This window comes from Bacillus lumedeiriae (assembly GCF_044891285.1).
GTDB classification, from domain to species: Bacteria; Bacillota; Bacilli; order Bacillales; family Domibacillaceae; genus Pseudobacillus; species Pseudobacillus lumedeiriae.
This window is the reverse complement of record NZ_JAUIYO010000015.1, coordinates 1-14,394: the sequence shown is the minus strand read 5'-3', so window position 1 is coordinate 14,394 and position 14,394 is coordinate 1. Positions and strand designations below refer to the sequence as shown.

General features: G+C 41.0%; 16 protein-coding genes. 10 read left to right on the top strand and 6 right to left on the bottom strand.

The genetic code is table 11. The features are described from left to right. The first annotated feature begins 209 nt into the window (after positions 1 to 209). Positions 210 to 1,349 (top strand): sensor histidine kinase, encoded by a 1,140-nt coding sequence (locus QYG89_RS14105; protein ID WP_404318386.1) that lies wholly within the window; start codon positions 210 to 212, stop codon positions 1,347 to 1,349. Then, positions 1,346 to 1,945 (top strand): response regulator transcription factor, encoded by a 600-nt coding sequence (locus QYG89_RS14100; RefSeq protein WP_404318384.1) that lies wholly within the window; start codon positions 1,346 to 1,348, stop codon positions 1,943 to 1,945. Before QYG89_RS14105 ends, QYG89_RS14100 begins: the two co-directional genes overlap by 4 nt. A 107-nt stretch (positions 1,946 to 2,052) precedes the next feature. Here the strand turns inward: QYG89_RS14100 and QYG89_RS14095 are convergent, their stop codons facing one another. The 3 genes from QYG89_RS14095 to QYG89_RS14085 are packed head-to-tail and all read right to left on the bottom strand — an operon-like array spanning position 2,053 to position 2,601. Next, a complete protein-coding gene (locus tag QYG89_RS14095; RefSeq protein ID WP_404318383.1) occupies positions 2,053 to 2,178 on the bottom strand; it encodes a small acid-soluble spore protein P in 126 nt (41 codons plus the stop codon). 30 nt (positions 2,179 to 2,208) lie between these two features. Further along, a complete protein-coding gene (locus QYG89_RS14090; protein WP_404318381.1) occupies positions 2,209 to 2,412 on the bottom strand; it encodes a DUF3813 domain-containing protein in 204 nt (67 codons plus the stop codon). After that, a complete protein-coding gene (locus QYG89_RS14085; protein WP_404318379.1) occupies positions 2,413 to 2,601 on the bottom strand; it encodes a hypothetical protein in 189 nt (62 codons plus the stop codon). It abuts the gene before it with no gap. Positions 2,602 to 3,625: 1,024 nt separating this feature from the next. Here QYG89_RS14085 and QYG89_RS14080 point away from each other — a divergent pair. Then, positions 3,626 to 5,563, top strand: a complete 1,938-nt coding sequence (locus QYG89_RS14080; protein ID WP_404318377.1) for an S-layer homology domain-containing protein — start codon at positions 3,626 to 3,628, stop codon at positions 5,561 to 5,563. A 218-nt stretch (positions 5,564 to 5,781) separates the two neighbouring features. Next, entirely contained in the window at positions 5,782 to 7,461 is a 1,680-nt protein-coding gene (locus QYG89_RS14075) for a formate--tetrahydrofolate ligase (RefSeq protein ID WP_404318469.1), read from the top strand. Positions 7,462 to 7,561: 100 nt separating this feature from the next. On the opposite strand, the gene QYG89_RS14070 is transcribed toward QYG89_RS14075, so the two are convergent. Next, the gene (locus QYG89_RS14070; RefSeq protein ID WP_404318375.1) at positions 7,562 to 8,974 is read right to left on the bottom strand and encodes a LysM peptidoglycan-binding domain-containing protein; all 1,413 of its coding nucleotides are present in this window, start codon (positions 8,972 to 8,974) and stop codon (positions 7,562 to 7,564) included. Between the two features lie 218 nt (positions 8,975 to 9,192). Between QYG89_RS14070 and pepF the strand changes: the two genes are divergently transcribed. Both pepF and QYG89_RS14060 read left to right on the top strand, forming a co-directional pair. Continuing rightward, the gene (pepF, locus tag QYG89_RS14065; protein ID WP_404318373.1) at positions 9,193 to 10,980 is read left to right on the top strand and encodes an oligoendopeptidase F; all 1,788 of its coding nucleotides are present in this window, start codon (positions 9,193 to 9,195) and stop codon (positions 10,978 to 10,980) included. A gap of 132 nt (positions 10,981 to 11,112) precedes the next feature. Then, the gene (locus QYG89_RS14060) at positions 11,113 to 11,337 is read left to right on the top strand and encodes a hypothetical protein (protein WP_404318371.1); all 225 of its coding nucleotides are present in this window, start codon (positions 11,113 to 11,115) and stop codon (positions 11,335 to 11,337) included. 243 nt (positions 11,338 to 11,580) lie between these two features. On the opposite strand, the gene QYG89_RS14055 is transcribed toward QYG89_RS14060, so the two are convergent. Next, the gene (locus QYG89_RS14055; RefSeq protein ID WP_404318369.1) at positions 11,581 to 11,835 is read right to left on the bottom strand and encodes a YkuS family protein; all 255 of its coding nucleotides are present in this window, start codon (positions 11,833 to 11,835) and stop codon (positions 11,581 to 11,583) included. 162 nt (positions 11,836 to 11,997) lie between these two features. On the opposite strand from QYG89_RS14055, the gene QYG89_RS14050 reads away from it, so the two are divergent. Then, the gene (locus QYG89_RS14050) at positions 11,998 to 12,126 is read left to right on the top strand and encodes a YuzL family protein (RefSeq protein WP_404318367.1); all 129 of its coding nucleotides are present in this window, start codon (positions 11,998 to 12,000) and stop codon (positions 12,124 to 12,126) included. 258 nt (positions 12,127 to 12,384) lie between these two features. Further along, a complete protein-coding gene (locus tag QYG89_RS14045; RefSeq protein WP_404318365.1) occupies positions 12,385 to 13,347 on the top strand; it encodes a hypothetical protein in 963 nt (320 codons plus the stop codon). 39 nt (positions 13,348 to 13,386) lie between these two features. Here QYG89_RS14045 and QYG89_RS14040 read toward each other — a convergent pair whose 3' ends face one another. Continuing rightward, a complete protein-coding gene (locus QYG89_RS14040) occupies positions 13,387 to 13,632 on the bottom strand; it encodes a hypothetical protein (protein WP_404318363.1) in 246 nt (81 codons plus the stop codon). A gap of 337 nt (positions 13,633 to 13,969) precedes the next feature. Between QYG89_RS14040 and QYG89_RS14035 the strand changes: the two genes are divergently transcribed. After that, entirely contained in the window at positions 13,970 to 14,053 is an 84-nt protein-coding gene (locus tag QYG89_RS14035) for a putative holin-like toxin (protein WP_404318467.1), read from the top strand. 176 nt (positions 14,054 to 14,229) lie between these two features. Further along, positions 14,230 to 14,394 (top strand): LAGLIDADG family homing endonuclease (locus QYG89_RS14030; protein ID WP_404318465.1); only part of this gene is annotated, 165 nt, incomplete at its 3' end.

Sequence of the window (14,394 nt, the reverse complement as noted above, 5' to 3'; positions counted from 1 at the left end):
TGTTTTCACCCCCCGTCTGGACATAACAGATGCGGTTGGAAACATGGTTTTTCATAAGGTGAAAAATTCACCATCCCGGTGAAATCCTTTATACTAAACAGGACACGATTATTTTATACTATTGGCTTTGTTAATGACTATTGCTGATTAGAGCGGAAATCAACAGGGGAGTTTAACATCGCCTTACTATTAATGAAGAGGATTTGATCATGCAGAAAAAATACATGATTTTTCAAAAAAATTCAGGTATCTCTCCTTATATATGGAGCGTACTTAGCTTGCTGCCTTTTTATTTTATTTTTCAGTCATCCTCTACGATTGAAATTTTTATAGGCATCGCGCTCACGATTTTATTTTTTATTTCTTACCGGTTCGCCTTTATGTCAAAAAAGTGGCCTGTCTATTTATGGACATGTATTTTAATCGGTATCTCGATTACAATGACCATCTTGTTTCAATTTGTTTATTTTGCCTTTTACATCGCTTACTATAACGGCAATATTAAAAACCGCGCTGCTTTTATTACTCTGTATGTGATTCACTTAATTAGCACGATCATTTCTTTCAACTATCACCTTGTGCTTCAAAGTGAGATGTTTTTAACGCAGCTGCCTTTCGTTATTATCATCTGGATTAGCGTAATCCTGCTTCCGTTTAATATCTATAACCGAAAAAAGCAGGAACAACTGGAAGAACAGCTGAAAGACGCAAATGACCGGATTTCCGAACTTGTCAAAATGGAAGAGCGGCAAAGAATTGCCCGCGATCTTCATGATACGCTTGGACAACGATTGTCGCTCATCGGATTAAAAAGCGATCTGGCAAGAAAATTAATCTCCAAAGATCCAGAACAGGCCAGAAATGAATTAAAAGATGTACAGCAAACAGCCCGGACGGCCTTAAATGAAGTGCGAAATATGGTCTCTTCTATGCGAGGGCTGCGATTAAAAGACGAAATTGTCCTCGTGAAACAAATCCTGCAAGCGGCGCAAATTGAGTTTATCGGTGAAGAAGAGATTAAATTAACGAATGTTTCCTTGTTTTTAGAAAATATATTGAGTATGTGCTTAAAAGAAGCAGTGACGAATGTCGTCAAACATAGCCATGCGACCTCGTGTGAAGTAAAGATGGAGCAATCCGCAAAAGACATTCGCATCACCGTAAGAGATAATGGGAGCGGGATCACTATGGTAGAAGGTGTATTCGGAAGAGGGAATGGCCTATTAGGCATGAAAGAACGGCTCGAGTTTGTAAATGGATGTCTAGACGTCCGTTCTGACGAAGGCACGACACTCATTATGACCGTACCTAACGATGTGAAACAGAGAGAGAAGGAGAGATCGATATGATTCGAATTGTGATCGCCGAAGATCAGCGGATGCTGCTTGGAGCTTTAGGCTCCCTTCTTAATCTAGAGGAAGACATGGAAGTCGTCGGCAAAGCAGCAAACGGCGAAGAAGCTATCACCCTCGTGCAAAAAATGAAGCCAGATATTTGTATTATGGACATTGAGATGCCCGGAAAGAGCGGGCTCGAAGCAGCAGAGGAACTAAAAGGGCTTGAGTGTAAAGTTATCATTTTGACAACATTTGCCCGGACCGGCTATTTCCAACGGGCATTGAAAGCAAAAGTGAGCGGGTATTTATTGAAAGACAGCCCAAGTGAAGAGTTAGCGAACTCGATACGCAGAATTATGGCTGGACAGCGCATCTATGCTCCTGAATTAATGGACGACTTTTATAGCGAGGAAAACCCTTTAACAGAGCGGGAAAAGGAAGTACTCAGTCTTGTTGCCGATGGGAAAAATACGAAAGAAATTGCCGATCAACTCAACATTAAAAACGGTACAGTAAGAAATTATATTTCAACGATATTCGATAAACTTGAAGTAAAAAACCGAATAGAAGCAATTTCTCAATCAAAAGAAAAAGGCTGGTTCAAATAGTCATAAGCCATTTAAGCAATGTCTTTGTTAAATATAGAAAAATCATGACGATTCTATGCGTAAAAAAATTCCTCCATACACTGGTAAGTGCATGGAGGAACCTGTAGTTACATATCATGACTGCTGTTGTTCTTTTGGCGGGAATGATTTTTATTTTTAACTTTTTTCGACCCGCTAAGCGGGGCTGGCTGTCCCGAGCGGTTGCCGTTAGATCTTGTAGGACTTTTGCTCATTGATTGACAACTCCTCTACGTAAGATCAGGTTAACTGTATTCGTTTCCTTGCATTGACTGCTTGACTCGCCCCAGCTTTTCCTGCATTTCGCTCAGTTGTTTTTGCTCAGCTAATGTAGAATTAGCAAAAGCAGAGGACAGACTGTTTTTTGCTATCGTTATATTTTCTTCAGTTGCGTTTGCCACTGCCTGATCGACAAATTTGCGTGCTTCTTGAAATAGTTTATTCCCCACTTAATACCCTCCAACCGTCGGATCAGGATTTTCTGCTGTATTCTCAATCGTAAACCGATCCGCTGCTTCTGATGTTAATTGATCTTCTGCTTCAGAGAAAGTGCTACGGTAAGGGAAGCGCTCAGCATGCTTAGCAACGGAATCTTTTCCTTGTTGAGTAAAACGTTTAGATTTGCTTCTTTTTCCCATTATGAATCCCTCCGAAGTATTAATTATTCACACAGAGCCACTCTGTGCTGATCTTATTTTGTCTCAACATTTGATTTATATGAAGTGAATAAATGGATGACAAAAAGTCGGGACCATAAGTATACTCTGTAGAAAACCGGGCATTATAACTAAGGCAAGGGACAAAAAACTCCAAACGGGGTGATGGCTTTGGGCACAGATCGTACTGACTCAGAGATGGGAACTTCAATAATCACATCATGCAAATGAGGTGTTTGTCGAAGACAAAGTACAAGCTGTATAAACCATTGCATTTCTTGCATATGAACGGCGTGCCAACTGGTACGCCGTTTCCTTATTTTGGCATAAAAATGGCTGAGCAGCGGGACACATTACGTATTTAAAATAAAATGTTTCATCAGAGTATATTTTGTTGAAAACCGGACATCATAACTAAGGCAAGGAACAAAAACTCCAAACGGGGTGATGGCTTTGGGCACAGATCGTACTGACTCAGAGATGGGAACTTCAATAATCACATCATGTAAATGAGGTGTTTGTTAAAGACAAAGTACAGGCTGGACAAACCATTTGAATTTCTTGCATATAAACGGCGTGCCAACTGGTACGCCGTTTCCTTATTTCGGCATAAAAACGACTGAGCAGCGGGACACATCCGTATTTAAAATAAAATGTTTCATCGGAGTATATTTTGTTGAAAACCGGACATCATAACTAAGGCAAGGAACAAAAACTCCAAACGGGGTGATGGCTTTGGGCACAGATCGTACTGACTCAGAGATGGGAACTTCAATAATCACATCATGCAAATGAGGTGTTTGTCGAAGACAAAGTACAGGCTGTATAAACCATTGTATTTCTTGCATATAAACGGTACGCCAAATCGGCGTACCGTTTTCTATTTTATACACTAATCACTGCCATTTGGAACCATGGTTGAGACTGTTTATACAATTGTCATTTAGAATATTCTGTATTATCATTAAATGACAATTATCCTCTTTAAGGGATTGGAGGAAGAAAAATGAAGAAGATAAAACGTGTCGGCCCTGTTTTACTGGCAGCGGCTATTGGCACAAGCGGAATCTTTACACCTTCAGACATCTATTTAAACGTACAGGCACAAACAGTCTTGAAGAACAATGTCCAAATAAACGCCGAAGAGAAAGCTAATTTATTTATGTCAGCAATTACTAATGAGAAGTGGGCAGAGGCTTATTCTCTACTCAGTGATAACTTAAAAAAGCACGTTTCACAAGAACAACTTCCTGAAATATGGAAAGTAAAAACAGCTCCGTTTGGGAAGTTAGGAAAACAACTAACAATGAAAGAAACGGTAAATAGTGTACATACGAATGTTGTTATGACTTATGAAGCTGAGATGTTTCCAATAGAAGTTACCATTAACTTGGATCAATCCGGAAATATTGATGATTTTTATATTCCTTTTTACTATACACCGCCAAGTCAGTATGAAAAGCCCGCTTACGAACAAATAGAAAACTATATAGAGCGGCAAGTAGCAATCGGCAGCGGAGAATTTTCTCTTCCTGGCACACTAACATTACCTAAAGGAAACGGTCCCTTTCCCGCGGTTGTTCTTGTCCATGGTTCGGGGCCGAATGATCAAGATGAATCACTTTACTCCACTAAACCTTTCCGCGATATAGCGGTTGGATTAGCTAATCATGGCATTGCTGTCCTTCGCTATGAAAAAGTGACAAGAGAACACCATATTAAAACAGGCATGAATCCTAAATTAAGTTTACAAGAGGAAACAGTTCATGATGCTATACAGGCTGTTCAGCTTTTACATAGCCTTCCTGAAATCAACCATAGGGTTTATGTATTGGGACATAGCCAAGGAGGATATGCGCTGCCGCGGATTGTAGAAGCAGATAAAAACCATCAGATTCACGGAGGCATTGTTGTCTCAGGACCAAGTGGGAAATTTCAAGACTTGATGCTATGGCAGCAGCTTCATGCTTTAGAAATGGCGAAAGAACAAAAATTGCCGGCGGAACAGCTCGAAGCAATAAAAGCAAACCTTGCCTTTTGGGAACAGCAAATTGCCCTGATTAACAACTCTGACTATTCAAAAGATAACATTCCGAAAGAGTTGCAGCTCCCTAATCAATATTGGTGGTACGAGCTTCGTGATTATGTGCCCGCCGAATTGGCCGCAAAGCAAACAGTCCCTCTTTTCATTATGCAAGGCGAGAAAGATCTGCAAGTACCTTCCTCCGAATTAAATGAATGGAAGAATGTTTTAGATAAAAGACAGAATGTTTCGTATAAATTGTATCCTGATCTCATTCATTTACTCGTCAATTATAAAGGGAAGCCCGATTACTCAGAGTATTCCATTCCGGCTAACGTACCTGAAGAGTTTATTCAAGATATAGCCGATTGGATCGAAGGAGAAAAGATCCCTTTATCCTTCTCAGATGTGAACTCTAATTTTTGGGCATACAAGGAAATTAAATATATAGCAGAAAAAGGCTATATTAATGGCTATCCTAATGGAACATTTCAACCGAATCGGGCTGTGACGAGAGCTCAAGCAGCTAAAATACTAGCCAACGCCTTACAATTTGATGAAAAAAGTGTGACAGATAAGACTGTGTTTAAGGATGTAGGGGAAGGAAACGAATTTTTGCCTTATATTCGCTTTTTACATCAAAAAGGCATCATGTCAGGCTACACAGATGGGACGTTTCAACCGAATGAGCCATTGACCAGGGCTCAAATCGCCAGAATATTGGCCACAGCTTTTCAATTAAAAGGGAATCCTGAAAAACCTTTTAAAGATGTGAGAAAAGATCACTGGGCGGCTCACTATATTGATGCCCTTGCAGCAAATGGAATAGCCGCTGGAAATTCTAACGGAACATTCGGACCTGCTGAACAAGTGACACGTGCTCAAACTGCTGCCTTTTTATATCGCACTCTTAACCGATAAGCTATTGGGGAAGCTGAGTAAAAATCTATGCCAAAATAAATATGTTTTGGTATAGGTTACTTTTCTTGCAGCAAAACAGATCATTGGGTTATATCATCCGCCGTTTTGCACAATTAAATGGTTCGAACGAAACATTGTTAGTCCATGGTCACAAAAACAGTGTTCTGTTTTCCGTTTTTTCAGACTATAATGAAGAAAAAGAGGAAGCGGGGAAAGACATGACAAAAATCACAGAAACGCTCACAGATCTTGAGATTGCAGCGAAAGCGGATATACGTCCAATAAAAGACATTGCTGAGGCAGCAGGCATCCCTGAAGAAGCTGTTGAATTGTATGGAAAGTATAAGGCAAAAATCGATGTATCTCAACTGCCGAAGGGAACAAAAAATGGGAAAGTTGTTTTAGTGACGGCGATCAGTCCCACACCGGCGGGAGAAGGAAAGTCGACTGTCACCGTTGGACTGGCAGATGCACTGTCCCGGCTGGAAGAAAAAACAATGATTGCCCTTCGCGAGCCGTCTCTTGGTCCTGTCATGGGAATGAAGGGCGGTGCAACTGGAGGAGGCTATTCGCAAGTACTTCCTATGGAAGAAATCAATTTGCATTTTAACGGGGACATTCACGCGATTACAACTGCTAATAATGCCCTTAGTGCCATGATCGATAACCACCTGCAACAAGGAAATCAGCTGCAAATTGATCCGCGAAGAATCGCCTGGAAGCGTGTCCTTGATCTTAATGACCGTGCTTTACGGAATGTTGTCGTCGGATTAGGCGGGCCGGCTCATGGGGTGCCGCGCGAAGATGGATTCGATATCACTGTCGCTTCAGAGATTATGGCAGTTTTTTGTCTAGCCTCCGACCTTGTGGATTTAAAAGAACGGCTGTCACAAATTGTCATCGGCTATACATATGGGAAAGAAGCGGTGACAGTGCGGGATTTAGGGGTGGAAGGCGCGTTAACGGTTTTACTTAAAGAAGCGTTTAAACCAAATCTTGTTCAAACGATCGACGGGACGCCTGCACTCATTCACGGCGGACCATTTGCGAATATTGCTCATGGATGCAATTCGATCATGGCTACCAACACCGCACGGCAGCTTGCTGATATCGTCGTCACAGAAGCAGGCTTCGGCGCTGACTTAGGTGCGGAAAAATTTATGCATATTAAAGCACGTCAAGGGAACTTTTCTCCAGATGCTGTTGTGATCGTAGCTACCGTACGGGCGCTTAAAATGCATGGCGGCGTTCCGAAAGAAGAATTAAAAGAAGAGAATGCAGAAGCTGTACGGGCGGGAATCCCGAATTTAGAAAAGCATATTGATACGATCCGCCGTTTTGGAATCGAACCTGTCGTTGCTGTCAACCGCTTTACCTCTGATACACCAGAGGAAATGGAGGAAATCCTTCACTGGTGCGAAACGAACGATGTCGCAGCCGCAGTAGCCAATGTATGGGAAAAAGGCGGTGAAGGCGGCCTTGACGTTGCACGGCATGTCATCAAGCAGTTAAATACACCGAATCAATTTGCTCCGCTGTATGATGTGAAAGATAAAGTGGCCAATAAAATAAGAACGATCGTACAAGAAGTGTATGGCGGACAAGATGTGCACTTTACTGATCAGGCATTAAAACAACTGATGACAATCGAGCAAAATGGCTGGGACAAGCTGCCGGTCTGCATGGCAAAAACCCAATATTCATTTACAGATGAACCAAAACTGCTCGGCCGTCCAAAAGACTTTACGATTACAGTCCGTGAAATCATCCCAAAACTAGGTGCCGGCTTCCTTGTCTGCCTGACAGGCGATATCATGACCATGCCGGGACTGCCGAAACAACCGGCCGCACTTAATATGGACATTGATAAAGAAGGCAACATTACAGGGTTGATCTAGAGAACCGCATGAAAAAAATGAATGGCACAGAAAGAAGAAAGAAACTATAAAATATAAAAAGGCAGTATCGGCCAAAGCTTTAGCCGATACTGCCTTTTTGTTATTTTTTTCTAGCCTTAAAGTTCCATTCTTGTACAGGCCAGTTTTGTGGAAATGGACTTCCGAGCACCCAATAACTTACTCCTCGCAGACCATATTGTTTCACTGCATCAAATTTAGCTTGAGAGCTTCGGGCATCTTCAAACCAGACTTCATGCTGCTGGCCAGTTTCGTCCGTGTACCGGAAAAATGGCGATTGATACGTTTCGTTGTATTGAATAGCGGCTCCATATTTCGCCGCCAGCTCCACTGCCGCTTTAGGGCTGATCGTTCTTGCTGTGGTCCCCTGTACCCACGGTATTTTCCAGTCGCGGCCGTACAGCGGCATCCCCATCATGATTTTATTGCGCGGAATGACTGTCACTGCATAATCAAGCACACGTTTGACTTGATTAATCGGCGCAATGGCCCAAGGGGGACCGCCTGCCCACCCCCATTCATAAGTCATTAATACGACAAAATCGACAATCTCGCCGTGTGCTTTATAATCATGAGCCTCATATAGAATGCCGCTTTGATCCTCACGAACTTTTGGAGCTAAGGCTGTAGAAACTAAAAGCCCCAGAGGACGAAAACGGGCAACGACCCTCCTTAAAAACGCATTATAATTTTCGCGATCCTCAGGATAGACATATTCAAAATCAATATTCAATCCAGCGTAGCCTTTTTCCCTAATGATGCGAATCATATTCGTGATAAGGGTTTCCTGCAGCGTTGGGTTTCGGAGAAGAGTCGCTGCCAGGTCAGAGTCGAATTTTCCTGCAGAAAAGTTGGTAATCACGAGAAGCGGAGCAACCTGTTGTTCCCAAGCTGCTGTTAGCAGGGGAGCTTCCTTCATCGTTGTAAGAGTGCCATCTTCTTTAATTGCGTAGGTAAAAGGAGAGAGGTACGTCAAATATTTTCCCAGGGTTTGAATTTCTTGAATGGCTTGTTCGCCTACCCTAGTAATATAAGCATTAACTTCTTTAATCGGTTTTGTTCTTTCAGGTATTCGAATCATCTGGCCTACATATATATATTCTGGATTTGTGATGTTATTCACCCGTAGAATGGCCGCTGTTGTCGTTCCGTAGCGTTCAGCAATCTTTGCCAATGTGTCGCCTGATTGAACGATGTGATAGGTAATCGGGATGTTCAATACTTGACCGGCATAAATCATCGATGCATCGGTCAGCTGATTTTCCGTCATAAGACTTTGTACCGTCACTCCATATTTTTGGGAGATTCCCCAAAGTGTTTCCCCCCATTGGACGACATGGGTCACACTAGGAGCAGGAATAACAAGCGCCTGGCCGATAACGAGCACATCTGGACGGTCCAGCCCATTCACTGCAGCTATCTGCTGAACACTCGTATGATACTGCTGTGCTACTTTCCATAAACTATCGCCCCTTCGAACGATATGTATATTCATGTTGATCCCTCCTGCGTCAATGATCACTCCTTTAATACTATATTCTTAGTAATCAGCTTAGTGATGACAACAGAAGAAAAATCTATTACCGTTTTTGATGCGGCTACCATCGAAAACGGTTTTTTATATACGTTCTGTTAAAGGGTTTAGGGGGCGGTCTTTAGAATATATTTAGTAGGCATCCCTATTTACATTAACTAAACAAAGGAGTCTTTGCGATGGTGACATACACAAATAGAAATGACGTTCCAACACATGAAAAGTGGAATTTGGCGGATATATATGCTGACCTTGAAAATTGGGAGGGGGATTACCGGCAGATTGAAGCAATGGCAGAAACATTAAAGCAATTTGATGGGAATATTCACGATGGGCGCTCGTTATGTCAATACCTTAAACAAAGAGAAGAATTATCTTTCATTCTCAACAAAGTGTACGCTTATGCGATGTTGAAAACAGATGAAAATACGAAGGAAACAAGCTCACAGTCGTTATTAGACCGGGCCAAGCAGCTTAGTGTGAAAGTAAGTGCGTCCACATCCTTTTTCATGCCTTACTTATTAAGTTTAGATGAGGAAACATTAAAGGGATATATCGCCGAAGAAGAAGGGTTATCCTACTTTGAAGAAGACTTAATTGATTCATTCCGCTACAAGCCGCATGTATTAAGCAAGGAACAAGAAGCGATCCTGTCTCAGCTGGGGGAGGCTCTCTCTGTTCCCAGCCATACGTTCGGCATGATCAATAATGCTGATATCAAGTTTGGTGAAGTGACCGGAGAAAATGGAGAAAAGGTAGAGCTCACAAGAGGAATGTATACTAAATTAATTGAAGATGAAGACCGCGATAAACGCAGGGAAGCTTACAAAGCGTATTATCAGCCATACGTACAACTAAAGAATTCCATTGCTTCAACCCTTTCAGCAGCAATTAAAAATAACGTCACAACAGCCAACATTCGCAACTATCCTTCCGCATTGGAAAAAGCGTTATTTGGCGACCAAGTACCGAAAGAAGTATACGAAAACCTCATTCATACAACAAAAAATAATCTCGCTCCGCTTCATCGGTATAATCAGATTCGCAAGGAAAAACTGCAGTTAGATGAGCTTCGGCAATATGATATGAGTGTTCCGCTCGTCGCTGGAGTCAAACCTGTGATTTCTTATGAAGAGGCTTTTGAAACGATGTGCAAGGCATTGTCGCCTCTTGGAGAGAACTATGTAAGTATTTTACATCAGTTTAAAGACGGCCGATATATTGACGTTCGTGAAACACCTGGAAAGCGGTCAGGCGCCTACAACCTTGGCATATATGGCGTTCATCCGTTCATTCTGTTAAACCACCAAGATAATTTAGACAGCCTATTCACGTTAGTTCACGAATGCGGACACGGTGTCCACAGCACGCTGAGTTCGCAACACCAGCCGCAAATTTCCGCTCGTTATAGCATCTTTGTAGCAGAAGTGGCTTCAACAGTGAATGAAGTATTATTAATTAATTATTTGCTGAAACACGAAAAAGATGCGGATGTTCATCAACATCTGCTCAATCATTTTATCGATCAATTTAAAGGAACATTCTTTACTCAAGTCATGTTTGCAGAATTTGAGAAAAAGACACATGATATGGCTGAAAAAGGAATGCCATTAAATGTAGAAGTGTTCAATCAAACGTACGAGTCACTATTTAAAGAGTACCACGGGGATGTCATTACGCTGGATGAAGAAGTGAAATTCGGATGGTCTAGGATCCCGCACTTTTACCGGCCTTTTTACGTGTATAAATATGCTACTGGCTTTGCTTCAGCGATCCATCTGGCAACTAAGATTCTCGAGGGGGACAGAGAGACGCTGAACTCTTACTTGGAATTTCTGAAGAGCGGCAGTTCCGATTATCCGCTCGAATTGCTGAAAAAGACTGGTGTAGACTTAACAACTCCGCTTCCGATAGAAAATTCATTAAAACGATTTGGAGAGCTAGTGGACGAATTCGTAAAGCTTTAAGATCAGAAAAATTTTCTAATAAATATCTCTCCCGCTTCAGGGCATATTAGCTTTAGGGGATGATGAACCCGGCTAGTCCGAATCCCGAGCAATGGGGAAACGACCTTATTATATTTGACGGGAGGATATCAAATGAGCAACCATTCTGAACAAAACAAACGTGCACATCAGACGAAAATAAAACAAATGGAACAGATGATTGACAACACACTGGCTAATGCTAAGGAGACAGAGGAATCCATGCAGCATGCCGAAAGTATTGCACAAAGAGAGAAGCTGAAATCATTAAATGAGAACCGATTAGAAAGTGTGGAAAACTTCCGCAGAGAAATCGACGAAGAACGTTCATTATTATAAAATGAAACTTCCATGGGCAGCTCTGAGACAGGGCTGCTCTTACTGTGTATGAAACTATGCCTCTTTTGTTTCATTTAAAAACCTGAAAATTAACGATCTAAAATTATTCTCATATAACAAAAACCGAGTATAAACCCGTGTTTTTTTTCATTTATTCCTAAAAAAATTATGTTTAAAAACTAATTATATAACAAACAAAAAAGAAACCGGGTTCCTGACAATTGTTGAACCCGGCTTTATAGATTAATGCATTCTTTCTTCTACTTCCCGGCAAATTTCATCAGCTGACATACCGGTCGCTTCAATGATCGGAGCTTTCGTTGAAGTATCATGGATTCCCATCATATTTGAATCCATTCCAGACACAACATACACAGAGCAATTCTGTGTGTTTTGTATGTCTGCGGCTGACTGTAAATCAACGACCTCATAGCCTTTTCCTCGAAGAGCTTCAGTTACATTTGTGAGTGACTGTTCCACTGCAACCTTTTTCGTCATTCAGTAACGCCTCCTTAAATTGGTCTTGCATCAGCGGGCAATGAGCCGCTCGCTGATGAGAGTTTCAATTTATAGATTGCCTTTTCAACCGCTTTTTATTCCGCATTTTCTAGAGAATAAAAAGCGGGACGAATTGAAACAGTAAAGAAGGAGGTGATAAACATGGGAAAACGTAAAAAAGATCCATCCAAATCAGAACTAGGCTCATCAGATGTAAAAGGACAAGGCACGACGAATATAGAAACCGGGGAAAGAACCGCATCATCTGCCCGGCATAAAAAGAAACGATAGACGACTAAAAGAAGAATAGACGAATCGATAAAAAGCACAACGACCATCCTACTCCAAGGCCGCTCGTTGTGCTTTGTCTCATATTGCTCGGAATAATGATTTTAGATCAGAAGCTGCCTGACATTATAACTAATCCCTCTCTAAATAACTAAGAAATAAGACCGATATATATAAAGGAATGGCTGACTTTTTCAAAAAGCGGTTTTTCAAGTTCTTTATATCTTATTTAGAAATAGTTCATAGTGAGGAGAGCGGCAAATGCACAAATTCATGACATCCATCATCACGATCACATCTATTTTTATGATAGCCGGGTGTTCGAGTCAAGTTGTGTCCAAGGAAAAGGAAGTAAACCATGAACAAGCAAGTGAAAAGGTGAACGAACAGACTAGTGGACAAGCTAATGAAAAAAAGACTGCACTTAAACCAGTGGACGCACAGAAAAATGAAGATCGTTCTTGGGACGGACAATGGATCTTTTTAAGTGATGATCACCTCGGTCAATTACAAATCGAACAGGGTGAAGAGAATCAGATTACCTATACGCTAGGAGGAACTAGGGTTAATCCGAATAATAACAACTCCTATGCCAATTCATTCGAAGGAACAGGGATCATCAAGGGCGATAAAGTTGAATTTACGAGCAGCCTGCTTGAAGAATGCGGCGGAATGATGGAAAAAAGGGGATCAACTATAACGGTTACGTTTGAGAACGAGAGCTGCCATACTCCCCAAGTGTATTTAAATGGAGAGTACAAAAAACTAGATTCTATTACCACTCCACCATTTTTGGCATTCAATAATGGTGAATTTAGCATGTATGGGATTTCATTAGGGGATGCGCCATCCAAAGCAAAAAGAATGGTTGGAAATCCTGATTATGAAGGCCCTGATGAAGAAGGCTTCTACGAATGGATTCAAGACTATCGAAGTAAAAATCTATTAATATCCTATGCTGGCAATAAAGTTGAATCCATCCATACAGAAGCGAATGTGGACGAATTAAAAGCGGCCATTGCCGAGGATTTTGATGGTGAGTATTATATGGACGATGAAGGCTCTAATTATTTGTATAATCCTGATAATCAACAATTATTAATCTTTAATGAGAATGAACAAAATAGTCACACGAGCCGCTTTTTCGTTACATATGCTGATGAGAACTTTCATCATAGTGTGCAAAATGGGTGGATCAAACGAAAGGGAAACAACGTTCAATAATACTCTTAGGCTGTCGAGATTTCTCGGCAGCCTTTTCCGTTATTCTTCTTTAATGAACTCCACCTGATTATATCCACAATGCTGACAGTACATTAAATGCGGGCAAATCTGATCCTTTGCGGTATTGGGATAACCATCACCCATTTTCACTGTTTCGTTATCGTTATAATGGCCATAAGGGTCTAAAAAATCAGATACCTTTCCTGAATCATCTAATCGACAGCTGCATTCTGGACAGTACTTTTCTAATACTTTAAATGAGTTACATAAAGGGCACATGGCCATTAAGATCACTCCTTTTTGCTTTCGAGTATAGTATTCATTTTTTTATGAGTACTATACTGATTCGCTGTCTATAGAAGAGACTTTATAAACTCCGAATAAATACAGACCATTCTGAATATTCGAAGAGGAGCGGGATAGAATATAGGTAACATCATCTGCTTTCAGGCGAGCTATAAAAAGTTTGAGATTACATAAAAAAGCGTTCGAAATTTCAAAGTTAATTTTTTAGAAATAAACGTTCTTTCTGAAAAATGATATAATATAAGAACAATAGTATAGGTTTTCTCAAGGGTGGCCGGCATACTCCTCCATTTTTATAGGAGGGAGGTGATGCCATATGACAGTATACGAATCATTAATGATTGTACTTGCTTTTGCAAGTCTTGTCGTATCAATTCTGTCATTTCATAAAAAAGACTAAAACCGCCCTTGAGATTGGACCCTCTTGGCGGTTTTAGCAGCTGCTATTTGTGTGTCGATCCCCAAATGGGAACCTGCTATTGTATGACCGTTTTGATGTTCCCGCATCGAAACGGTCTTTTTTAATGTATGTGATTCTACCGTTATTATACCCTATGGATTATAATTTGAAAACATTTGTATTTTGATGGTGATGGTTATGTACACTATGAAAGAAGAGTAGTTAGTTTCTTAGGAAGCTCTATTTCATTTATGAACTCTCTAAAACAGATATTAAAGAACATTGGGTTCAAACGCCGAATCGTTGAACAAAATAAACATTTTCGTTTGATTATTAGCGGT

Excerpts from the sequence above, each read along its gene's own strand:
- QYG89_RS14105 (WP_404318386.1), top strand. The coding sequence starts at position 210 with ATGCAGAAAAAATACATGATTTTTCAAAAAAATTCAGGTATCTCTCCT.
- QYG89_RS14100 (WP_404318384.1), top strand. The coding sequence starts at position 1,346 with ATGATTCGAATTGTGATCGCCGAAGATCAGCGGATGCTGCTTGGAGCT.
- QYG89_RS14095 (WP_404318383.1), bottom strand. The coding sequence starts at position 2,178 with ATGAGCAAAAGTCCTACAAGATCTAACGGCAACCGCTCGGGACAGCCA.
- QYG89_RS14085 (WP_404318379.1), bottom strand. The coding sequence starts at position 2,601 with ATGGGAAAAAGAAGCAAATCTAAACGTTTTACTCAACAAGGAAAAGAT.
- QYG89_RS14080 (WP_404318377.1), top strand. The coding sequence starts at position 3,626 with ATGAAGAAGATAAAACGTGTCGGCCCTGTTTTACTGGCAGCGGCTATT.
- QYG89_RS14075 (WP_404318469.1), top strand. The coding sequence starts at position 5,782 with ATGACAAAAATCACAGAAACGCTCACAGATCTTGAGATTGCAGCGAAA.
- QYG89_RS14070 (WP_404318375.1), bottom strand. The coding sequence starts at position 8,974 with ATGAATATACATATCGTTCGAAGGGGCGATAGTTTATGGAAAGTAGCA.
- pepF (WP_404318373.1), top strand. The coding sequence starts at position 9,193 with ATGGTGACATACACAAATAGAAATGACGTTCCAACACATGAAAAGTGG.
- QYG89_RS14060 (WP_404318371.1), top strand. The coding sequence starts at position 11,113 with ATGAGCAACCATTCTGAACAAAACAAACGTGCACATCAGACGAAAATA.
- QYG89_RS14055 (WP_404318369.1), bottom strand. The coding sequence starts at position 11,835 with ATGACGAAAAAGGTTGCAGTGGAACAGTCACTCACAAATGTAACTGAA.
- QYG89_RS14050 (WP_404318367.1), top strand. The coding sequence starts at position 11,998 with ATGGGAAAACGTAAAAAAGATCCATCCAAATCAGAACTAGGCTCATCA.
- QYG89_RS14045 (WP_404318365.1), top strand. The coding sequence starts at position 12,385 with ATGCACAAATTCATGACATCCATCATCACGATCACATCTATTTTTATG.
- QYG89_RS14040 (WP_404318363.1), bottom strand. The coding sequence starts at position 13,632 with ATGGCCATGTGCCCTTTATGTAACTCATTTAAAGTATTAGAAAAGTAC.
- QYG89_RS14035 (WP_404318467.1), top strand. The coding sequence starts at position 13,970 with ATGACAGTATACGAATCATTAATGATTGTACTTGCTTTTGCAAGTCTT.